20 protein-coding genes and 1 tRNA gene are annotated in these 23,287 nt (G+C 37.1%); 13 read left to right on the top strand and 8 right to left on the bottom strand.

All coding sequences use genetic code 11. The annotated features are described in order from the left end of the window. Window positions 1–110 precede the first annotated feature (110 nt). From IPM56_05795 to IPM56_05760, 8 genes are all read left to right on the top strand, one after another. Entirely contained in the window at window positions 111–488 is a 378-nt protein-coding gene (locus IPM56_05795; protein QQS37467.1) for a tetratricopeptide repeat protein, read from the top strand. Window positions 489–794: 306 nt separating this feature from the next. Then, window positions 795–1,046, top strand: a complete 252-nt coding sequence (locus IPM56_05790) for a hypothetical protein (protein QQS37466.1) — start codon at window positions 795–797, stop codon at window positions 1,044–1,046. 184 nt (window positions 1,047–1,230) lie between these two features. After that, window positions 1,231–3,618: a PAS domain S-box protein gene (locus IPM56_05785; protein QQS37465.1), complete on the top strand. Its 2,388-nt coding sequence runs from the start codon at window positions 1,231–1,233 to the stop codon at window positions 3,616–3,618. Window positions 3,619–3,892: 274 nt separating this feature from the next. Next, window positions 3,893–4,345, top strand: coding sequence for a response regulator (locus tag IPM56_05780; GenBank protein ID QQS37464.1), 453 nt, complete (start codon window positions 3,893–3,895; stop codon window positions 4,343–4,345). Then, window positions 4,345–6,204, top strand: a complete 1,860-nt coding sequence (locus IPM56_05775; GenBank protein ID QQS37463.1) for a PAS domain S-box protein — start codon at window positions 4,345–4,347, stop codon at window positions 6,202–6,204. Before IPM56_05780 ends, IPM56_05775 begins: the two co-directional genes overlap by 1 nt. Before the next feature lie 12 nt (window positions 6,205–6,216). After that, complete coding sequence (locus IPM56_05770) at window positions 6,217–6,594, top strand: response regulator (GenBank protein QQS37462.1); 378 nt, start codon at window positions 6,217–6,219, stop codon at window positions 6,592–6,594. A 126-nt stretch (window positions 6,595–6,720) separates the two neighbouring features. Beyond that, window positions 6,721–7,155 carry a response regulator gene (locus tag IPM56_05765; GenBank protein ID QQS37461.1) on the top strand — a complete coding sequence of 145 codons (435 nt, stop codon included), beginning with the start codon at window positions 6,721–6,723 and terminating at the stop codon, window positions 7,153–7,155. Between the two features lie 214 nt (window positions 7,156–7,369). Further along, window positions 7,370–7,732, top strand: coding sequence for a hypothetical protein (locus tag IPM56_05760; protein QQS37460.1), 363 nt, complete (start codon window positions 7,370–7,372; stop codon window positions 7,730–7,732). Here the strand turns inward: IPM56_05760 and IPM56_05755 are convergent, their stop codons facing one another. Beyond that, window positions 7,733–8,233 carry a hypothetical protein gene (locus IPM56_05755; protein QQS37459.1) on the bottom strand — a complete coding sequence of 167 codons (501 nt, stop codon included), beginning with the start codon at window positions 8,231–8,233 and terminating at the stop codon, window positions 7,733–7,735. A gap of 186 nt (window positions 8,234–8,419) precedes the next feature. Between IPM56_05755 and IPM56_05750 the strand changes: the two genes are divergently transcribed. Continuing rightward, on the top strand, window positions 8,420–11,683 hold the full coding sequence (locus tag IPM56_05750) for a glycosyl hydrolase (protein QQS37458.1): 3,264 nt from the start codon (window positions 8,420–8,422) through the stop codon (window positions 11,681–11,683). A gap of 56 nt (window positions 11,684–11,739) precedes the next feature. Here IPM56_05750 and IPM56_05745 read toward each other — a convergent pair whose 3' ends face one another. Beyond that, a complete protein-coding gene (locus IPM56_05745) occupies window positions 11,740–12,198 on the bottom strand; it encodes a nuclear transport factor 2 family protein (GenBank protein QQS37457.1) in 459 nt (152 codons plus the stop codon). 141 nt (window positions 12,199–12,339) lie between these two features. On the opposite strand from IPM56_05745, the gene IPM56_05740 reads away from it, so the two are divergent. The 3 genes from IPM56_05740 to IPM56_05730 all read left to right on the top strand — a co-directional run bounded on the left by IPM56_05740 (window position 12,340) and on the right by IPM56_05730 (window position 17,480). Next, the gene (locus IPM56_05740) at window positions 12,340–13,152 is read left to right on the top strand and encodes a glycerophosphodiester phosphodiesterase (GenBank protein ID QQS37456.1); all 813 of its coding nucleotides are present in this window, start codon (window positions 12,340–12,342) and stop codon (window positions 13,150–13,152) included. 122 nt (window positions 13,153–13,274) lie between these two features. Further along, window positions 13,275–15,818 (top strand): hypothetical protein, encoded by a 2,544-nt coding sequence (locus IPM56_05735; protein QQS37455.1) that lies wholly within the window; start codon window positions 13,275–13,277, stop codon window positions 15,816–15,818. Window positions 15,819–15,956: 138 nt separating this feature from the next. Next, window positions 15,957–17,480, top strand: coding sequence for an AbgT family transporter (locus IPM56_05730; protein QQS37454.1), 1,524 nt, complete (start codon window positions 15,957–15,959; stop codon window positions 17,478–17,480). Window positions 17,481–17,772: 292 nt separating this feature from the next. On the opposite strand, the gene IPM56_05725 is transcribed toward IPM56_05730, so the two are convergent. The 3 genes from IPM56_05725 to rnhC form a co-directional block, all read right to left on the bottom strand. After that, window positions 17,773–17,849 (bottom strand) — tRNA-Asp (locus IPM56_05725). 81 nt (window positions 17,850–17,930) lie between these two features. Then, window positions 17,931–19,031 (bottom strand): ATP-dependent 6-phosphofructokinase, encoded by a 1,101-nt coding sequence (locus IPM56_05720; protein ID QQS37453.1) that lies wholly within the window; start codon window positions 19,029–19,031, stop codon window positions 17,931–17,933. Between the two features lie 22 nt (window positions 19,032–19,053). Then, window positions 19,054–19,956 (bottom strand): ribonuclease HIII, encoded by a 903-nt coding sequence (rnhC, locus tag IPM56_05715; protein ID QQS37452.1) that lies wholly within the window; start codon window positions 19,954–19,956, stop codon window positions 19,054–19,056. A gap of 192 nt (window positions 19,957–20,148) precedes the next feature. Here rnhC and IPM56_05710 point away from each other — a divergent pair, with 192 nt between their 5' ends. Next, on the top strand, window positions 20,149–20,487 hold the full coding sequence (locus IPM56_05710; protein QQS37451.1) for a hypothetical protein: 339 nt from the start codon (window positions 20,149–20,151) through the stop codon (window positions 20,485–20,487). Window positions 20,488–20,721: 234 nt separating this feature from the next. Here the strand turns inward: IPM56_05710 and IPM56_05705 are convergent, their stop codons facing one another. The 3 genes from IPM56_05705 to IPM56_05695 all read right to left on the bottom strand — a co-directional run bounded on the left by IPM56_05705 (window position 20,722) and on the right by IPM56_05695 (window position 23,169). Then, window positions 20,722–21,159, bottom strand: a complete 438-nt coding sequence (locus IPM56_05705; protein QQS38231.1) for a septal ring lytic transglycosylase RlpA family protein — start codon at window positions 21,157–21,159, stop codon at window positions 20,722–20,724. A gap of 71 nt (window positions 21,160–21,230) precedes the next feature. After that, a complete protein-coding gene (locus IPM56_05700; protein ID QQS37450.1) occupies window positions 21,231–21,929 on the bottom strand; it encodes a 16S rRNA (uracil(1498)-N(3))-methyltransferase in 699 nt (232 codons plus the stop codon). Beyond that, window positions 21,913–23,169 carry a BamA/TamA family outer membrane protein gene (locus IPM56_05695; protein ID QQS37449.1) on the bottom strand — a complete coding sequence of 419 codons (1,257 nt, stop codon included), beginning with the start codon at window positions 23,167–23,169 and terminating at the stop codon, window positions 21,913–21,915. Before IPM56_05695 ends, IPM56_05700 begins: the two co-directional genes overlap by 17 nt. Window positions 23,170–23,287 lie beyond the last annotated feature (118 nt).

Here is a 23,287-nt window from a genome sequence, read left to right as displayed (position 1 = left end):
CGGCACGCCAGTTGTAATATTAATTCAGCTTCAAAATAATTTACAGTGTATCAACAACTTATTCCAGGGGTAAAATGAGAGTTATCAATTTTCACAAAGGAGATTTGTACATGCAAACTGGAAAAAAAGGCAACGTAACTTATCAAAAGGCGTTGGAACACTACAGCCGCGGTAACTGCAAAAAATTATTAAAAGATCTTAAAGGTGCCATACAGGAATTTAATATGGCGATTGAATTCAATCCTAAATTTGCAGAAGCATTTTACAAAAGAGGAAATACAAAACTTTTGTTGAATGATATAGCCGGAGCTGAGATAGACTATGACCGTGCGATTGAATTAAATCCTAAGCTCGCAGAAGCGTTTAACAACAGGGCAATGTTAAAGCGCACAAACGGTGATGAAGAAGGAAGTAAATCAGATTTTATTGAAGCGGGAAAATTAGGTTTCATGAACGCTTACCATATCCATAAAGAATTTTGCAGATAAAACTATGATTAAAATATATTCCGGTATTTCTTCTATTCTGAACAGAATAATTATTTTTGTTCCTCAACCGCCCTTCATTTATAAAAAGCTTCCTTTCGGGTATTATAAGTTCTCGGTACAACACACACGGAAATTGAAACCCATTCCTGTTCGTTCATTCCCCAAATTATGATTTTCTGATTATTCAGAATCAGCAATAATTTACACCTCTAAACTCTTCTGATTTTTATCCGATAATAATAGTGGCTATTACCCGTTTAAGTAATATGCCTTAGAATTAAGATTAATTTCAATTATAGGTTACGTATGTATTCAACTGAAAATAACATTACTTATGCAAGCCCGGTCTTCATCAAAGTAAAAAACTGGATGGAAGGAATACACGGATTTTCTGTTTTACCTTATGATATAGTTGCTTTAAAATTTAAAGATTTTGTGAAAACGCTCTCTCCAGAAGAAAGAGAAGAACTTGTACGTGAAAACATAGTCAAATCAAATATGTGGCTTACACCGCTTGGATTTGTTATGCTGGATCGTATCCCGGACTTCATAGAATAACCCTCATAAATGCACACTAAGAGCACGAAGGAAGGCTTTTAAAAACCTTCCTTCCCTCCTTCAATAAAAATAATCTGCTGCTTTAAAAAATTGAATGTTTGATTTTTTCTTCTGATTTTAATTTTGAATTCAGATAGTTTATAACCAGCAGATACAACTCAACCCAATACAATAAGAATGAACTATGGATATTAAATTCTATCCGCTAACTTTTTTTATCACAGTTGTATCCCAAGATACTTTTCAGTCTCTTGCGTTCGCTGTATTACTCACAATCTGCTTATTTACAATACTCGGAGTGTTTAACAAAAAAAGTAAAAATGAAAACAAAGATGAGAACAATTCGTTAAGCGGAACTTCATATCAAAAACATTATGAAATGATATTCCAGAGGGCGAATGACATCATATTTTTCTGGGATGTGAACGGACAAATTATTGAGGCAAATAAGAAAGCTCTAGATGTCTATGGATATTCATACGATGAAATTATTAAACTAAATATCCGGCAGTTAAGAACTCCGTTGACTGCTCAGCAACTTGACATCCAGATTGCACTCGCAGAGAGTGCGGAAGGAATTGTATTTGAAACTACTCATCAGCGAAAAGACGGCACCGCCTTTCCTGTAGAGGTTTCAATGGGTTTATTGAAAGAAGGTGATAAAAAATTTTATCACAGCATCGTTCGGGATATTTCTGAAAGAAAAATTTCTGAAGAAAAAATAAAACAATCAGAAAATCATTACAGGTCATTGGCAGCGAATATTCCTGAGACAAACCTGTACCTGTTCGATAAGGATCTTCGGTTTATTATTGCTGACGGTACTGAGATGTCGCGTCTTGGTCTGAAGCGGGAGGATTTCGAAGGTAAAACTTTGTATGAAGTTCTTGATGAAGAAACGCGCAACCTCCTTATACCTCTTTACAAAAGAGCTCTCAATGGCGAAACGATCTTCAGGGAATTTATCTATGGATATTTTACTTATACAATCCAGATAAAACCACTGCACGATTCGCATGGATTTATTTATGGCGGAATGACTATTACGCAAAACATTACTCAACGTAAACTTGCAGAACATCAACTGCTTGAAAGTCAGCAGAAATTTGCGTCGATTATCAGTTCAGCTATGGATGCTATTATCACAGTGGATGAGGAGCAGAAAATAACTCTGTTCAACAGTACGGCAGAAGACATCTTTGGCTACAACCAAAATGATGTTATTGGCAAATCACTTGAAATGCTGATACCACCAAACTACAGGCTCGAACATTTTCATCACATAAATAAATTCGGAATGACCGGTGTTACAAACAGGACAATGGGGAGTCTTGGAAAAATTTATGGATTAAAATCATCCGGAGAAATCTTTCCAATCGAAGCCTCCATTTCACAGGTAGAAGTTGGTAATAAAAAATATTTCACCGTAATCCTTCGAGATATTACAAAACGATTAAAAGCTGAAGAAGACTTAAAGGAATCCGAAAGCAGGTATAAATTTTTATTTGAGTCAAACCCCCTCCCTATGTGGATTTTTGCCGAAGAGAGTTTAAAGTTCCTCCAGGTTAACAATGCAGCAATTGAATATTATGGTTATTCAAAGGAAGAATTTCTAAACATGACAATAAAGGATATTCGTCCGCAGGATGAATGGGAAAGACTGGCTGAATACATTTCTTCCAATCAGGAGCGACCACGTTATGCAGGTATCTGGAAACATCGAAAGAAAGATCAGACAGAGATTTTTGTTGAAATTTATTCACATCAACTTGAGTACATCGGGCAGAAAGCAAGACTGGTACTTGCTAACGATGTTACATTGCAAAAATTAAATGAACAAAAAATTATCCAGATGAACGAAGAACTTGAGAACAGGGTTGAGGAACGGACGATTCAATTACAATCCGTTAACAAAGAACTTGAATCATTCAGTTATTCAGTATCGCATGATTTACGATCACCATTAAGAAGTCTGGATGGTTTCAGCCAGGCTTTATTTGAAGACTATCATGATATCCTTGATGAAACGGGAAGAGATTATCTTGGAAGAATCAGAAACGCAAGTCAGCGTATGGCTCACTTAATAGATGACCTGTTGAATCTCTCAAAAGTATCAAGACATGAACTGGTTCGTTCAAAAGTAGATTTAAGTAAAATTGCACGACATATAGCTGATGAACTTCAGAATGACTATAAAGAAAAAGTTTATAAGGTTCATATTGAAGAAGACCTTAAGGTAAATGCCGATCCAAGATTAATGGAATTGGTGATAACAAACCTATTGGGAAATGCATTTAAATATTCTGCACAAACTCCCTCTCCTGAAATTGAATTTGGTTCATTATTAAAGGAATCAGAAAAAGTATTTTTTGTCAAAGATAACGGAGCCGGATTCGATATGAAATTTGCTCACAGGCTGTTTGGCGCTTTTCAAAGATTACATACTTTAAATGAATTTCCCGGAACAGGTATCGGCCTGGCAACTTGTCACAGGATAATTTCAAAACACGGAGGTAAAATCTGGGCAGAAAGCGCTGAGGGAAGCGGAAGTACTTTTTATTTTTCTCTTTGAATGGAAACCCACTTGAAATTTTATTTTTTTTTAATTTAATTTCTATTGGTTGTTAGCTGATAATTATTGCTATTTGAAATTTTATTTAAGTTACTGATAGTCAATCAGGCTGCTATGGATATTGAGTCATATCTGTAAAGCTTCTTCTCATTCACAACAAGTCTCACCTTACAGGTAAATAAAGTTATAAGCGTTCTGACCGCTCTAATTGCTCTGACAACTATTGACTTATTAAACAATTCACTGAATAACAGGGGCACAACATGGAGGAACCATGGAAAAAAGAATAATACTTTTAGTTGAAGATAACCCTGATGATATCGTTTTAACGAAACGGGCATTGGCAAAGAACAACATCAAAAATGAACTTGTCGTCGCGGGAGATGGAGTAGAGGCGCTCGATTACCTGTTCGCAAAAAACAAATATGAAAATCGAGATATGTATGAACTGCCTACCGTGGTTTTGCTTGATTTAAAACTTCCCAAAATGGATGGGCTTGAAACACTAAAAAGAATCAGGTCAAACGAGAGCACACGCTTACTGCCTGTTGTTATACTCACGTCATCCAAAGAAGAACAGGATATACTTTCCAGCTATGGACTTGGTGCTAACAGTTATATCAGAAAGCCCGTCGACTTTAATAAATTTGTTGAAGCTGTTCAGAATCTTGGACTCTACTGGCTGCTGTTAAATGAAAATCCTCCTGTAAAAAGAAATCAGGAATAATGAAAGAACATATTAAACTACTGCTTGTTGAAGATTCCGAAGATGATGCACTGCTCTTGATGCGGACGTTGAAAAAATCCGGGTTAAATTTTGAGCATACACAAGTGCAGACTGAAGATGATTTTAGAAGAGAACTAAATCGCGTTGAATGGGATATAATCATTTCGGATTATGCAATGCCTCATTTCAGCGGCAGTGAAGCACTTAAGATCACACGGAACGCCGGTATTGACACTCCTTTCATTATTGTTTCCGGAACCATTGGAGAAGAACTTGCCGTTTCCATGATGCGGGCAGGTGCAAACGACTATATAATGAAAGGTAATCTTACAAGACTAATCACTGCAATTGAACGTGAACTTCGCGAGGCAGAATCTCACCGGCTTCATAAAAAATCGAAGGAAGAACGGGACAGAATCTTTAACCTTACTTATGATCTGATTTGTATTTCGGACTTCAACGGAAGACTGCTGCAATTAAATCCTGCATGGGAAATCGTAACCGGTTATAGTATTACTGAGCTTTTATCCAGACAGTTAATTGAACTTGTTTATGAAGATGATAAACAGGCGACCAGGCAACTACTTGAACATATTTCAAACGGACTTGAAAAGTTTTCTTTGGAAAACAGGATCGTCTGCAAAGATGGAAATTACAAATGGTTTATGTGGAATGGGACTTCATCACCGGGTAAAAAAGTATTTTACGCTATAGCCAGGGATATGACTGATTTCAAACAGGCACAAAAAGCCATTGATGAAAGTGAGAAGAAATACAGGTTTATTGCGGATAATACACTTGATATTATGTGGCAAATGGATATGGACTTGTTCATCAGATATGTAAATCCTGCCATCACCACAACACTGGGTTACACTCCTGAAGAACACATCAACACCAGTCTGGCGCAGTTAACAACTAAGCAGCAGCTTGATAGATTAAAAGATATTATAATCAGAACTGTTCAAGCTAATGATTTTAACAGAGGTGTTATTCTTGAAAGCGAACTTTTTCACAAAAACGGAAACTTAGTACCGGTAGAAATTCATGCATCGTTGCTTAAAGATGAAAAAGGAAAACCTGCCGGCATCCAGGGAACTACGCGGGATATAACCGAACGAAAAAAAGCTGAGGCGGAATTAATCAAAGCAAAAGAAAAAGCTGAAGAAGCCAACAGGCTGAAGTCAGGTTTTCTCGCAGCAATGTCTCATGAAATAAGAACCCCTTTGAATGCAATACTCGGGTTCAATTATGTTTTGAAGGAGATATTTTTTTCAAAGAGTGCGGCAAACATTCAAAAATATTTTACTTATGTTGAAGAAGCAGGTAAGCGGCTTTTAACAACAATCTCGGCTATCCTTGATCTTTCACGTATTGAAGCCAATGAATTTTCGGTTAATCTAACCAGGATTTTTATCGGTAAATCAGTAGTTGATACTCTGAACATCTGTAAAATACTCGCTGACGATAAAGGTTTATCTGTAAAAAGTGATTTGCCCGATCCTGATTTTTATGTGCGTGCAGATGAGTATTGTTTAAATGGAGTACTTACCAATGTTTTAAACAATGCAATCAAGTATAGTGATAAGGGTACAATAAAAATTACTATTGAACGGAATCATCAATTCGGTATCTGTAAAATTGCGGATGAAGGAATAGGTATGAGTGAAGAATATCAAAAACATCTTTTCGAAACATTCAGCCAGGAAAACATGGGATGGAACAGAAAATATGAAGGCAGCGGACTTGGTCTGGCACTGACTAAGCGATATATTGAACTCATGGAAGGACAAATTTCAATACAGAGTAAGAAGAATCTAGGTACTACTGTTACAATCAAAATTCCACTTTATCAATAAATTGATTTTTTTATGCAATTAACAGAACGAAAAAATATCCTCTATGTAGAAGATCTTATTGATGCTTATGAACTTGTTGAAGTGCTGCTATTTGATGTGTACAAAGTTCTTGGCGCAAAAAACAAAGAAGATGCCGTAAACATGCTTCAGTCCAATCAGATCGATCTTATTCTTATGGATATTAATCTTCAACGACCATTCGACGGTGTTGAACTTGCGATGCAGTTAAAAGAGGATCAGCTTTATAAAAACATTCCAATCATAGCTGTAACAGCATATGCTATGGAAGATGATAAGAGAAAGATAATAAATGCAGGGATGGATGATTATATATCTAAACCGGTAACAAAGGACCAGCTATTGAGAAAGATTGCAAATTTCATCAATTAGTCTCCCCTATTTTATTTTGCCCGCCTCCCCTTCCTTTTGATTCACTAAATTTTCATTCATTTGCTCAACTTTTGGACAAAAAATCCGATAATAAAGTGTGTCAAACGAAAAATGAGCGTAATGAATATGGAAATGCTAGTACTTGAAAAACAGCAGGTTAAGACTTCAACTCAAAATGAAATAATCCTCCTTGTCGAAGATGACGTTCTCAATAAAGAACTGACGACTATTTATCTAAGAAATGTTTGTAAACTTGATCATGCTGCAAGCGGATTAGCAGCCGTGGAAATGTCCATTAGCCAGCAATACTCACTTATCTTGATGGATATAAATCTAGGTGCCGGAATAAATGGGATAGAGGCTGCAAAGCGTATCAGGCTTAATGATAATTACCGTGATGTTCCAATAGTTGCAATTACTGCATTTGCTATGTCAGGAGATGAATCAAGACTTCTGGCTGAAGGATTTGATTATTACCTCTCTAAGCCATTTGAGAAAAAAGCACTTGTTGGTTTGGTGGAAAACGTACTAATGAGTAAATATCATGAACATAGCAATTAACTTTGGTGGCATTTTAATCTGAAAAATTTTACCCATCAAATTCCTTGTCCCTTCAAGTAAGGCTATGCAATTCTGATACATTAGCAACAGGGAATTTGGGAGCCGGGTGATTTATCATCCGGCTTTTTTTAAAGTTTAAATTCTGAAAGATTTTTTTGCAGCCAATTTTTATATTCGGCTTGTGTTTAATCAACCAGTCTTTTGAGAGGTAAAAATGAATGAACATGATGAACTACTTCAAAAGGTGTTAGAACGCCTTAAGAATAATTACTTTTCCAATATTAAATCCATGCTTTCAGAATCTGAAAAGGTTGAGCCTATTATTCTCAACGGTTTAAATGAACCATATCTGCCCGATGCAACAGCAGTTAAAAGCGGTAAAAATTATATTGTTGAAGTTGAGACGTCCGCAACACTCACGTCTGAAGGAAAAGATATTACATTAAAAGCACTCTCAAAATACGCTGACTCCAATGGTATTGAACTGGTAGTTTCAGTGCCCGTTTCAATTTTCATGGATGCAGGGAAAAAACTTTCACAGTTAAAAGTCGATGCAAGCATCTGGGATATTCAATAATCAAAGGTGAATGTCAAGGTCGTAAAGCTGGTTTGACAGACTAAGATCAGCGGGGGTTATGTAATCATATGGTTTGCTGAATTCCTTTTCGAAATTAATTCCTTTGTTACTTGAGTCATAAAAAAATCTTGCCGAAGCCTCACTGCAGGTAAGATTATTAGCGGATGTTTCAAAAAACTTTATCCTAAAGTATTTATAAAACACTAATCCAAAAATGTTCAGTTTATCATAAGGTGAACCGACATACTTTTTAATCACAGGCAACACATCAACAAGATCAATTGAAGATCTTCGGACGCGACAGGAGTATATTTCCTTTACTCTTCTTTTGCGTATATCAAAACCGGTTCCCCACGCTTCTCCTACTAAAATATATTTTTCTCCTATTTCATATACGATTCCGGCATGAGAAAACTCGGAGTTTGTGAACCACCTCACGAGTTTGTCAAAAAACCTTGTATGAGAGAATAAAACCAGATCGCCCGGTTTAAGTGAAGTCATATAAGTTTGTCCCTTTTACTTTATCCAATATTGAATGAAGAAAAATTGAGGTAATCATAACCATAAATCATTTTTTTATAGTATGATTTGTGAATCATCATTAGATTTGCAAAAAAATAAACAATCAAAAATTCATACATAAAAATGCACTTAATTAATTTCACATTTAATATTTCCCGGGTAATTATGAAAAAAATATTTCCGATACTGTTTTTACTGGTAGTTGCTGCCGGTTCAATTTCATTTGCTCAAAATGATGATGAGAAAAAAGATTCATCGCTTTCAGATCTGGTAGGCGGATTGAAATGGCGGAACATAGGTCCTGCTTTCTGTTCAGGCAGAATTGCAGACTTTGCTGTTAATCCGAATAATTTCAGTGAGTATTACGTTGCTGTTGCAAGCGGTAACATCTGGAAAACAAATAATGCAGGCACTACCTTCGAACCGATATTTGATAATCACGGATCTTACTCAATCGGCTGCCTGGCACTTGATCCTAACAACCCGTTTGTTGTCTGGGCTGGTACTGGTGAAAATAATCATCAGAGAGCCTTAGGGTATGGTGACGGTGTTTATAAATCTGTTGATGGCGGAAAGTCATGGAAAAATATGGGATTAAAAGAATCCCGGCAGATTGGTGAAATTATTATTGACCCAAGAAATTCGAATATAGTTTTTGTCGCTGCTGAAGGCTCGGCATGGGGACCCGGTGGTGAGAGAGGATTATACAAAACTGTTGACGGCGGAAAAACATGGAAAAAGGTTTTAGATATCAGTGAGCATACCGGGGTTAACAACCTCGCATTCGATCCAAGAAATCCTGACGTGATGTACGCAACTTCTGAACAACGAAGAAGACATGTATTCACAAAAATCGGCGGCGGACCCGAAACTGCAGTTTATAAATCTGTTGATGGTGGTGAGAACTGGGATAAGATAATGAGCGGTTTACCTAAAGTTGATTTAGGCGGAATGGATATAGTTGTCTCTCCTGTTAATCCGGATGTCCTTTATATTATTCTTGAAGCGGCTGAAGATAAAGGTGGTTTTTTCAGATCGGTGAACCGTGGTGCTACATGGGAAAAGATGAGTGATTATACTTCTTCCGGACAATACTTTAATGAAATTGTGTGCGACCCTAAAAATGTGGATAAGATTTATTCGTTAGAGGTTGTATCAAAAGTTTCACTTGATGCCGGTAAAACATGGAAGCCCATCAACTCAAAGAACAGGCATGTTGATGATCACGCTATGTGGATTAATCCCGGTAACCCCGATCATTTCATGATTGGAGGTGACGGCGGCATTTATGAATCGTTTGATTGCGGTGCCAGTTTCGATTTTAAAGAGAATCTTCCCATCACCCAGTTTTACAGGGTTAATGTTGATAACAGCTATCCATTCTATTATGTCTACGGCGGTACGCAGGATAATAACAGCATGGGCGGACCTTCACAAACAATCAGTTCCGATGGAATTGTTAATAATGACTGGTTCGTTACAAATGGTGGTGACGGGTTTTGGACTGCTGTCGATCCCGAGAATCCTAACATAGTTTATGCTGAAGCACAGTACGGAAACATGGTACGTTATGACCGCAAGAGTGGTGAAGCAATTGATATTCGTCCTGAACCATTAAAAGGTGAACTGACATATAAATGGAATTGGGATACTCCCCTCTTGATTAGCCCGCACAATAATAAAAGAGTTTATGTTGCCGCTAACTTTGTTTTCAGAAGTGAGGACAGAGGTGATAGCTGGACAAGAATAAGTGATGACCTTACACGTCAGCTTGATAGAAATACGTGGCAGGTGATGGGAAAATTCTGGAGTATTGATGCAGTTGCCAAAGATAAATCGACTTCTCTTTTCGGGACGATAATTTCTTTAAGCGAGTCTCCCGTTAAAGAAAATCTTTTGTATGCAGGAACGGATGACGGACTGATACAGGTTTCCGAAGACGCAAAAACCTGGAGAAAAATTTCTGATTTTCCCGGTGTACCAGAGTTCACATATGTAAGTGATATCGCTCCTTCAAAGTTCAATGAAAATATTGTGTTTGCGTCATTCAATAATTTAAAGAGAGATGATTTCAAACCTTATGTGTTACGAAGTGATGACAAAGGCAAATCATGGACTTCCATCTCCGGAAATCTTCCGTTGAATGGAAGCGTTCATACAATTGAACAGGATTTTATTAATCCTGATTTACTTTTTGCAGGAACAGAATTTGGAATTTTCTTTACCACTGACGGCGGAAAAATATGGACACAGTTGAAGAACGGTATTCCTACAATTTCAGTTAAGGATATTGCAATACAAAAACGCGAACATGATCTTGTGCTGGCAACATTCGGAAGAGGATTTTATATACTTGATAATTATTCTCCTTTGCGGGATCTGAATGAAAGTATGACAAAAAAAGATGCTCATCTTTTTCCTGTGAAAGATGCGTTGACATATATTCAATCGGGCGGTCGTTACGGTCAGGGAGATACTTATTACAAAGCATCTAATCCAGAGTTTGGTGCGGTTATTTCATTTTATCTGAAGGATGTTCCAAAAACATTGAACAAGATAAGAAAGGATAAAGAGAAAGAACTTTTCAAAAAAGGTGAACCTATTTATCAGCCGACTGATGAAGAACTACGTTTGGAAAAGGAAGAAAAGGCACCGTACGTTATCTTAACAATTACAGATGAAAATGGAAGTGTTGTAAGAAAACTCACAAAATCTGCTTCCAAAGGAATCAACAGGATTGTTTGGGATTTAAGTTATCATTCAGTTAATCCTGTAAATGACAGAGACAAATTTAATCCCACTGCTGACCAAAGAAGTAGTACGCTTGTTCTGCCCGGCAAATACAGAGTATCACTATCGCTTGTAAGCAGAGAAGGAATAAAGGAACTTGATAGTCCCGTTGAGTTTAAAGTAAAACCGCTTATGAATACCACGCTTCCGATTGCACAAAGAGAAGAACTTGTTGCATTCCAGAAACAGGCTAATGAAATGTTACGTACTGTAAGAGGTAGTGAGAATTTCTTAAATGATCTGCTGAAAAGAATTGAAGCAATTAAAATAGCATTGTTGAGTACACCACTCGCCCCGCCTGACCTGATGCTTCGTGCTCAAAATATAGAGAAAGAACTGAAAGATATCAGCCTCTTATTCAGACGTGACTCAGACAGACCCAGCGCTGAAGAAACACCGCCTTCACCTCCGACATTCAATGAAAGACTTGGAATACTTGTTTATGTTCACAACAGGTCAACGTCCCCTATTACAATGAATGAAAAAAATGCTTATAAAATTTTAACAGAAGAATTTCCTCCGGTACTCGACAGAATTAAAAGGATTCATTCAGTTGATATAAATAATCTTGAAGATGATCTTGAAAAGTATGATGCACCGTGGACACCGGGAAGAATACCTGAATTTAAGTTAAAGTAGGATTGTTGCAAGTAATGGAAGGCAGCCGTTAGTGACTGCCTTCCTTACTAAATTAATTAATCGTCATCAATCTCTCCGCCGTGATCCCCGACCAGCACCCACTTCCCTCCTTTTTTCATAAGTATATCAGTCCATCTACCTTTTTCTGTCATTGGTGTTCCGTCAGCTTGTTCAATTACCTGTGAGTAGTAGTAATGCACATAGGCAAAATCACCATTCACCCAAATCCTGGCAGGAGTAAGAACATGAAACTGTTCCTTTCCTTTTTTTAACCAGTAGCTCATTGCTTTTGTGATATCAGCTTTAACACCGGGAGCTTCGTTGTTATAGGACCAGCCGTAATAAGAATCATCCCAGTATTCCATCATAGCAGAAACATTTCCGGAAGTTCCTGCGTCCCAGTAAGCCTGAACACCTTTCCAGACGTCAGTCTGTTCAGCACTCCATTGTTGTGCTGTAACAGTGGCTGAGATCATAATAACAAATAAACAAAATACACCCGCGAACTTTAACATAGCACCCTCCTAAAGGTTTTGTTAATTGTTGAGAACGGCTATGAATATGCTTAATGCTGATTAGTTAATCAAGAAATTTTTATTTTTTTACGTATACCTGATTATTATATTCAAATATCAGAAACAGTTTTCATTCAAATAATGAATAAGATAATATTTCTTTTTCTTTGTCTTGAAGTATTACTTCATGCTCAACCGTTAGTAATTGCTCACCTCGGTGCAGCAGGGTATGCCCCCGAAAACACGATCACAGCTTTTAAAATGGCGATTGAATCAGGTGCAGATGCAATTGAAATTGATTTGCGTCAAACTAAAGACGGTGTGTTAGTCGTTTTACATGATGAGTCTGTTGACAGGACAACTGACGGAAAAGGAGAAGTTGATGAGTTAACATATAAAGAATTAATGAAACTTGATGCGGGGAACTGGTTCGATGAAAATTTTTCCGGTGAAAGAATCCCGACTCTTAAAGAAGTGCTTGCTTTGCTCAATGATTCGATAAAAATCATTATCGAATTAAAAGCAGATGATGACGATCATCCGGGAATCGAGCAGAGAGTCGTTAATATGATAAGAGGAAGCGGACTTGAGGATCAGACAATTTTGAAATCATTTAATCCGAATGTGATTAAAAGACTAAGAAAAATAGCGCCGGAAATACAACTGTGTTATGTCTATGCTTTAAGAATTCCATGGCTTGGATTAATTGTTGACACCGGAATCTCCTTCGGAAGTATTTTTGATATTGATGCGGATTACCTTCAGCCGCACAGATTTTTTCTATCGAAATCTTTTGTACAGGATGCACAGTCCAATGGGTATAAAGTAATAGCATGGGGTGTTGAGAGTGAATCAGCCATACAGGAAGCAATTGAATTTGGTGTTGATGGTATAGAAACAGATTATGTTGATCGAGTCAGAAAGTATGTCGACAATAAAATTGTCCCGAAATAATTTTTTTTGGAACTCTCCTCTATTGTTTTTAGATTAAAATGAGAATTGAAATGAAAATTTCATTCCAACATTTTCCACTCTGCTGCAACTAAAATCATTTATAAACTTATTACAAGGTAGTTATGAATCAATTCAGCAAATTGTTTATAGTTCTGTTTCTTGTGTTAGCAGTATATTCTTTCGCTCAAAACAGGCAGGGTAATTTCTGGCAGTTTATTGATGAATCCGATATTTCACTTACCGGTGAAAGACTGATAATCCCGCAATCATATCGAACTGCGAGGCTTGATGTTGCATCAATGAAAGAATTTCTAAAAACAGTGCCGATGGAATTTTCAGTTCAGATCAATTCTTCAAGAACAGTAATCTTTTTGCCAATGCCTGATGGAAGTCTTCAAAAGTTTAAAATTGTTGAGTCGCCTGTAATGGCACCTGAACTTTCCGATAAATATCCTGAAATAAAAACTTATGCAGGTCAGGGAATAGATGATCAGCTTGCCAGCGTAAGATTCGATGTTACGCCGCATGGTTTTCATGCACAGATACTTTCACCCAATGGAAGAGTTTTTATTGACCCCCATAATAAAGGCGATGTGATAAACTACATTTCATACTTTACAAAGAACTTTGTAAAAGAAGGAACAGACTTTGATTGTTCACTTGAAATTGATGACAACGTAAGAACCGAACTGGAAGCATTAAATCATTTGCACATAGATACACCTACCGGACCTCAGCTAAGGACTTACAGAGTCGCTGTAGCTGCTACTGGTGAATACACCGCATTTCATGGCGGAACAGTTCCGTTAGGATTAGCCGCTGTCGTTACAAGTGTTAACAGAGTCAATGGAGTTTATGAAACAGAAGTCGCCGTTCGCATGGTTTTAGTCGCGAATAATGATACACTCATTTTTACTAATGCGTCCACTGATCCGTATACAAATAACAACGGCAGTACAATGCTTGGTCAAAACCAGACGACAATTGATAATTATATTGGCACAGCTAATTACGATTTTGGACATGTGTTTAGTACAGGCGGCGGTGGTGTTGCATCACTCGGCGTAATATGCAGAGCGGGATTAAAGGCACGCGGTGTTACCGGTTCCGGCTCTCCGGTTGGTGATCCATTTGATATTGATTACGTAGCTCACGAAATGGGACATCAATTTGCAGGTAATCATTCATTCAACGGCAACGCGGGCAGCTGCTCAGGTGGAAACAGAAATGCAGCAACCGCTTATGAACCCGGAAGCGGTTCAACAATCATGGCTTATGCCGGTATTTGCGGTTCACAAAATCTCCAGAGTAATAGTGATCCTTATTTTCATGTAATTAATTTTGATGAGATAGTTGCATACACAAATTCAGGACTCGGCAACGGATGTCCTGTAACAACTGCAACAGGTAATGATGCGCCTACTGTTTCCGTTCCCACCGGTGGATTTACAATTCCCAAAAGCACTCCGTTTTCATTGACAGGCTCTGCAACCGATCCGAATAGTGATCCGCTTACTTACTCATGGGAACAGTTTGATCTTGGTCCTGCAGGCGCACCGCCGGCACCTTCAGGCAATGCGCCTATATTCAGAGTGTGGAACCCGACTGCATCTCCCACAAGATATTTTCCACGTCTGCAAAATCTTTTAAATAACTCAACAGTTATAGGAGAGATACTTCCATCATATGCACGTACTTTGACTTTCAGATTGGTTGCCCGCGATGGCAGAGCCGGAGGTGGTGGAGTTAATTATGCTCAGCTTCAATTTAATGTTGATGGAACAGCCGGACCATTTGTGGTAACATCACCCAACACAAATGTAAGCTGGGAAGGAAACACTGTTCAAACAATAACCTGGGATGTTTCAAGTACAAACATTGCTCCGGTCAATTGTGCTAATGTAAGGATTTTACTTTCTACAAATGGCGGACAGACATTCGATTTCGTTGTTCTTGCAAACACGCCAAATGACGGGTCGGAAGCGATTACACTTCCCAATCTGCCAACAAGCCAGGCAAGAATTAAAGTAGAAGCAGTTGGAAATATTTTCTTTGATATTTCAAATGTGAATTTTACAATCCTTGACGGAGTACCGGTTGAACTTGCTTCTTTTACCGCTGAAAAAGTTTTTGGAGGCGTAAGGCTTAACTGGGTCACAGCCACTGAAACTAATAATCAAGGTTTTACAATTGAAAGAAGTTCAGACAATGAAAATTTTTCTGAGCTTAAGTTTATACAGGGTAACGGCACAACTACTTCTCCATCTACGTATACTTTCTTTGATGAATCAGTTGAAACCGGTGTTTACTATTACAGGTTAAAGCAAACCGATTTTGATGGAAGTTATATGTATTTGAATGTTGTTTCAATTAATGTCGGACTTCCTGATAGATTTGAATTAAGTCAGAATCATCCAAACCCGTTTAACCCTTCTACAAAAATAAAATTCCTGTTGCCTGCTGATGCTGATGTCAGTATAAATCTTTTTAATACTATCGGACAAAAGATTTCTGAAATTGTAAATACAGAATTTTCTGCCGGTGTACATGAAATTAATTTTAATGCTTCAGGACTTTCCAGCGGTGTTTACTATTACACAATGAATGCAGCAAGTAAAGACGGCAATTCTTTCTCTGCCACAAAAAAGATGATACTTATGAAATAAAATTGTTCGTTTCCTCTAAAGAGGCTGCTTGTGATGAGCAGCCTTTTTGTTTTTAAATAGCGGGAAAAGGAGTAATAAATTTCTTTTTGCAATTGACTAAATGCATTATCTTGCGCAATAAATTTTCAGGAGGATGTATTGAAAACCGGATCGCTTGCAGGCAGGTTATTTAACAAATCACTTGATTATATAGAAATTGTCGGGAATAAACTTCCTCATCCGGCGTCATTGTTTGGACTGCTTGCGGTGCTGGTTGCAGCACTATCCTGGTTAGGTAAAACACTTAACTGGCAGGTTACACATCCCGCTAATGATTCCATAATTTCGGTGAACAGTCTGCTTAGTGAAGATGGTCTGCGATGGATTTATACAAACATTACAGCAAACTTTGTGAACTTTCCTCCACTCGGTTATGTACTTGCTGTAATGATCGGCATCGGCGTTGCAGAAGGTTCCGGGTTGTTCACTTCTCTCATACGCGCACTTGTACTCAATGCACCTAAAAAATTAATTACAGGAACACTTGTACTCGCTGGTATCCTTTCACATCTTGCTTCAGAAGCGGGTTATGTTATCCTTATCCCATTAGGTGCTCTGGTTTTTTATGCTTTAGGCAGACATCCAATGGCTGGACTTGCGGCTGCATTCTGCGGTGTAAGCGGTGGGTTTGGTGCTAATCTTATGATCGGTTCTGTAGAACCAATTCTTGCGGGACTTTCACAATCAGCAGCACAGATAATTAATCCGGAAATTAAAATTAATGCTGCCGTCAATATTTATTTTATGTTTGTTTCCGCTTTTGTTGTAGTTATAGTCGGTACGTGGGTGACGGAAAAAATTGTTGAACCGAGACTAAAAACTTATACCGGCAATGCTGAAAAACTCCCTCTTGACCAGATCTCACCGTCCGAAAAAAAAGGATTAAGGTGGGCTGGTGTCTCCGCTTTAGTCCTCACCATTCTACTTGCGTTATCGATAATTCCTGAAAATGGACTATTCAGAAATCCTGAAACTAAAGAAGTCCTTCATTCACCTTTTTTTGATGGAATAATCACAGGAATACTTCTTCTTTTTTTTATCCCCGGACTAGTTTACGGCTGGGTAGTAAAATCAATCAAGAATGATAAAGACCTGATGAAACATATTATCAAGTCGATGGGGACGATGGCAACTTACATAGTGCTGGTATTTTTTGCGGCTCAGTTCGTTTATTTTTTCCGGTATAGTAACCTTGGTTTAATCTTTGCGATTGAAGGTGCCGACTTTCTAAAAAATATAGGACTGACAGGAATTCCACTTATAGTTGCATTTGTTATACTTGCGGCATTTATAAATATGTTTATGGGAAGTGCATCTGCAAAGTGGGCAATTATGGCGCCTGTTTTTATTCCGATGTTTATGTTGCTTGGATATCATCCGGCCTTGACGCAAGCTGCATTCCGTATCGGTGATTCAGTAACAAACCTTATCACGCCGATGATGAGCTATTTTGCATTGATAGTTGCCTTCGCACAAAAGTATGATGAGAAATATGGAATAGGAACTATTATTTCAACGATGCTTCCCTACACAATACTTCTGACTATATTCTGGACGCTGCTTCTGGTCATCTGGATGTGGCTGGGATTACCCGTTGGACCGGATGGACCATTATATCTTTGAGTTACTTTGAAAGTTTATTACCTGTTATTACGTGTGTGGCTTAACAACCATTCACGCAATTCATGATTGTTATAAATTTCGGTCCAGCATCACGTCAGGCTTCAAGATATATTGTGAGTTTTTCTGGCGACAAAAAAACCAAATACATAGATTAAAAAATTAAGGATTTTTAGGAAGGAAGACTTCAACATATTTTAAGGCTATTCGTTGAAGACTCACGTACTCTGGTCAAAAATGGCATAAAATTTAAAAAACAAAAACCCCGTAAGTGCTTAACTTACAGGGCTTTATCTGGCGGGGCCGACGAGACTCGAACTCGCGACCTCCTGCGTGACAGGCAGGCGTTCTAACCAACTGAACTACGACCCCGGAACATTTTCAAAAAACGCTTCCAAATATATGAGCATCAGGCTCTAAAAGCAATAATGCAATTTTATTTTTGCAATATAATTATTCAGTTCCGAATGAAATTCCTATCGCTCTTGCTGCTTTAACAGCCTGATTATCTACGCTAACTAATTTTTGCTTTGAAATTGCATCTTTGATCAGAACATTCTTTACTTCACTACCCTTCAAAGCAACCATATGCCCGAATTTTTTCTTTGCCGCAAGTTCAATAGCAAATGCACCAAACTTAGTTGAAAGAATCCTGTCATATGGAGTTGGGCTTCCACCTCTCTGTAAATGCCCTAACACGGTAACACGTGTTTCTCTTCCTGTATTGTCTTCAATTTTCTTTGCAACCAGTTCACCAATACCACCAAGTCTTACCGGATCGGTCCTCTTTATATCTTCTCCTTTAGTTACCATTTGACCATCCATTGGTTTTGCACCTTCAGCAACACAAACCAGGCTGAATTTTTTTCCCTGTAATTCCCGCTGTAAAATTTTATCATAAACTTTTTCCCATGAAAATGGAAATTCGGGAATCAGAATTATATCCGCACCTCCGGATAGACCCCCATTCAACGCAATCCAACCGGCATATCTTCCCATTACTTCCACGACAATAACACGGTGATGTGATGACGCTGTTGTATGTAACCGATCCAATGCCATTGAAACAACATATACTGCTGAGTCATGTCCGAATGTTTGATCCGTTGCTTCAAGATCGTTATCAATTGTTTTCGGTACTCCAATTACATTCATACCAAGGGCAGAAAGTTTGTCACAGATATGCATTGTTCCATCACCGCCGATAGCAATCAGAGCATCGAGTCCCCAGGCTTGATAATTTCTTAACGCTTCCTTGGATTTATCAAAGATTTCTATTTTTCCATCTCTTGAAACAGGCCAATGGTATGGATCACCCTTATTTGAAGAACCGAGTATCGTGCCGCCTCTTGCCAAAATACCTGAAACATCTTCATTGGTTAATTCTTTTGCTTTACCTTCGACTAATCCTTCAAAGCCGTCTATGATTCCATATACGGACATACCATAATCTTCTGCTGGTTTGGTCACGCCTCTTATTACCGCATTTAAACCCGGGCAGTCACCGCCTCCAGTCAATACACCAATTCTTTTTATTTTCGATCTGTTTGACATCTTATATTTGAACCTCTGATAATTAGTTTAATATTTGCTTCGTTGTTTTAAAATGAATTTTTGCAATTTCATTTAATTTTTCTTTTCCCATTCTTGTGACAAATTCTTTTCCTTTTTTTATAACTTCACTTGAAGCGCCTTTTGGCAGTTCAAAATTATATTTTTCTTTTGATGAAGAAAACCAATCTATAAATTTTTTTCTGGCTAAGACAGAAGCAGCAGCAACGGCTACGTACCGTTCTGCCCTGGTAAATTGTGAAAGTTTTATACTTTTTCCTTTGGTCTGTAAAGAACTTAGAATAAGTTTTTCATCACCAAACTTATCACTTATTGCTTCTGGTACCTGAGTTTTTTCTAAAATATTTTCAATTACTTTAGCGTGTGCCCATCCAAGAATTCTGTTTACATTTTTCATTTGAAGGTGAAGTTTATTATATGTATTCGGAGTAATCAGGATTATATTATAATTATCCTTGATGATGCGATTGATTCTTGCTGCTAAAATCTTAATCTGACTATCAGAAATTTCTTTACTATCACGAACTCCTATTTCTCTAAGCTTCTTCTGATTTTCTTTGTCGAGATATACTCCGGCAACTACAAGAGGACCAAAGTAATCACCCTTACCTGATTCATCTGTTCCAATGTACTCATCAGGCTCATTAAACTCAGTTGAGGGGGCTACAGGATTTTCAAGACCAATAATACTATTAATTGAGTTTGTGAATGACTGGCTAGTATCGCCCTGAAGAAAAGTTTTTATTCCATTCTTGCCATAATAGACTGTCAGTTTAGCTTTTCTATCACCATCATAGAGAAATGAATAAAAATTATACTGCCCTTTTTTATAATCATCGACTGTATAGTTTAGTGCTTTCAGTTTTTCTAAATATGATATTATCTGTCTTTCAGCCTTTTCTTCCAACTAGTCTTTGCCTGTTAAATAAAATTACTGCGCAAAAATAGTCAAATAGCAGTAATTATAAAACTGGTCTGAGAGTTGTTATGTAAATTTTGCAGAAACAATAGTTCTTATAATAATTCTATATTGTTTCATTGACATTAACTCGAACTGGTATTAGTTTTAAAATAGATTCTCTAATTATAGGAGAAAAAAATGACAAAGGTTAACAAAACAAATCTGACAGCACTAATTATTTTCGCTCTGATGATTTTGAGTTCGGCAACTATCTCTGGTCAATCTCAAAACTCAACTCAACAGAGTGTTGTCGATAACCTGACTACAAAACTCGAACAAAAAGTTTTGTTGAATAATGAACAAGTAACAAAAGTTAAGGACATATTACATTCATACTTCAACAACAGAAGTGAAAGTTCATTAAATTCTGCGAAAGAAGAAGTTGAAAAGCTGCTCGATAATAAGCAAAAAGCAAAATATGGTATTATCAAAAATGAATGGTGGAAAAGTATTTCTACCGCAGTGATTTCAAAATAAATTTTCGTTCAATTATAAACAGTATTGACTTCTGTTTCTAATGCTGTTATCTTTCCAACAATCCTAAACAATTTTTTATATGATCCTTTCAAAGGGTTCTCCCCTGCCCTTTGATGCAAATGGATCGCGCCCAGTGTTTCCCCAACACTGGGTTGTTTTTTTTAAAGTCATTACACGGATTTTATTTAAGAATTGAAATAAGTTTTAATTGCAACAAGAACACAAACAATCAGGTTATTGCCCCCATTTTAGTACTTCCACCCTGACTTGTGCAATTCCCTGATCAATCATTCCTAATAATTCAGCGGCGCGATAAGATAAGTCAACTGCCCTGCCATTTGTATCCGGCTTTCTATCATTGATTCTTAAAATCACTTGCTTGTTGTTGGAAAGATTTGTAACACGAATTTCTGTATTGAATGGATAGCTGATATGAGCCGCTGTCATTGCATACATATCATATGTTTCACCGTTTGCAGTTTTTTTTCCATGAAATTTATGTGCATAAAATGACGCGATCTCAGTCGTGGATTCAATAACCTTGGGATTATTATTTGTTCTTGTATCTGAACCAGATTCTTCAGGTTCGTTTCTATAACGAGGTTGATGATTAGTATCTTTATCTTCAGATGTGAATCTTGGTGAACTACTGCATCCGGCTAATACCAGCATACAGACAGCAGCAAATACGTAGTAACTAATCCGAACCATTCAAATATTCTGAAGGTTAATTTTAATTTGTTTTAAATTAACATTTGAATAATGGAAGCACAAGATACAGCCGCAGTTTCAGTTCTCAAACGACTGAGACCAAGAGAATAATGATTTTCAGAACAAATAAGGGAAGTTTCTTTTTCAGAAAAGCCTCCTTCGGGTCCAAAGAGAAAGTAAAATTGTGAACCTGATATTATTTTTAAATCGGATAATCGGGAAGGACTTTTCTGTTCAAGTACAATTAAATTATGATTGAATTTATTAAGGTCAGTTATGGAATTTACTTCTTCAATTTTGGGCAAATGCAATCGAAGGGATTGTTTCATTGCTGACATTGCTACTTTCTCGATTCGAGTTCTTTTAAGATTTGATTTTATTTCCCGCTCAGCATTGTAGAAAATAAAATTTGTTATGCCGAGTTCTGTACATTTTTCAATCGCAAATTCAATACGATCTTGACTTTTTATTTTCGGCAGACAAAACCAAATATTCTCAAGTACATTTTCAAAATATTTCTTTGAAATAATATTGATCTCGATTTCATCTTTTGAGATTTTCTCAATTGTACCCTCATATAAAAATCCTTTGCCATCCGTAGTGTACAATTTATCACCGGGCTTATGCCGCATCACTTTTGAAATATGCCTTACTTCTTCTCCAATAATTTTGACTTTTTCACCAATAACATTTGGTGAGTAATACAATTCTATTTCAGAAAGAAATTCCAAGATCCAATACCCATTGATTATTTCCATATTCATCAAACGCATGTTCAATCCTTAATATATTATAAGGCAGAACAAGCAGAGTTAAACCGGTACCATAACCGGAATTTAATTTTTTTAAACTCAATGCCTCACCATGTAACCTGGTAGTGCCTGTGTCAGCAAACAGACCCAGGAATAAAGCGATACGGTAAGTCAAAAGTTGTTTTGGAATAACGGGAATAAAGTCAAGATTAATATTCAATTCTTTAATTAACGGATAATTGATTTCAACCGATCCAAGGTAATATTCATGACCTTCCTGTTCATTATTATAGTATCCTCTTATCCTCTCACCTAATCCAAGAAATGATCTGTCATAAAATGGAATGTTATTCCCCAAAGTAATCCTCGATGTGAAACGCCACTTTGCACCAACTTCATCAAATAATTTTCTGTATTCACGGAAATCGACATTTAACACCTGATAATTTATGCCGTCAAGACCAAGTCCTTTTGTTTTAAAATCGAATGAAGCAAAAATTCCGTTACGAGGAAACTGGGCAAGATCTCTTGTATCATAGTTATAGTTAAACCCTAGCGAGATGATATGATCTATTCTATCGTCCGATGCAGAAATCATACTTACATAACCAGGTGTTTCAACATAGTCGAATGATAAATTAATACCTGCCCTGTGAAACAACATCATCCTTTTTCCAAAAGTAACAGATGCACTTATAAATTTCTGATCGAATTGTCCGCCATAAAGCAATTCAGCAGTATTACTTTTATTCTGGGCGTGAACATAGGATACGATTGAACTGAAATAAATCTCATGTTCTCTTATCAGATAAGGTTTGGTATAACTTAAATTCAGTGAAGGATCATAACCAAGTGCAGCACGACTGCTGATCGATTCATTCATACCTCTGAAGTTTTTCACAACAAGATAAACACCATAAGAGATTTTGTTCCAGTCTTTATCTTCAAGCTCAACAAACGGAATGGGATAAATGTACCAGCTTTCTTCAACGCTAATGATCAATGTATTTATGCTATCACTTTCCGTTAGACTAAGCTCAACATGAGTAAATATTCCAAGACTGTAAATTCGCTCACGGTTATATTTTAGCTGATCATACGAAATCGTATCGCCTGTTCTGAAAGTCATTTCTCTTAGTATTATATCGGGTTCGGTTATTTTATTCCCTAAGATCTGAATTGAATCAACCTTTATTACTGCGGGCTTAAAATTAATCATCGATGAATCCGTCTGAGCTGCAGTATAAAAATTGCTCAACAGGAATATGTATATCATCAGATATTTAATCATTGAGTTCAATTTTGAAAATTGTTTGAGAAATGTTTCTGCCGCTAAA

Source organism: Ignavibacteriales bacterium (assembly GCA_016700155.1).
In the GTDB taxonomy this organism is placed as follows: domain Bacteria; phylum Bacteroidota; class Ignavibacteria; order Ignavibacteriales; family Ignavibacteriaceae.
Note: the sequence above shows the minus strand (reverse complement) of the source record. Positions and strands in the feature narration are given on the sequence as shown.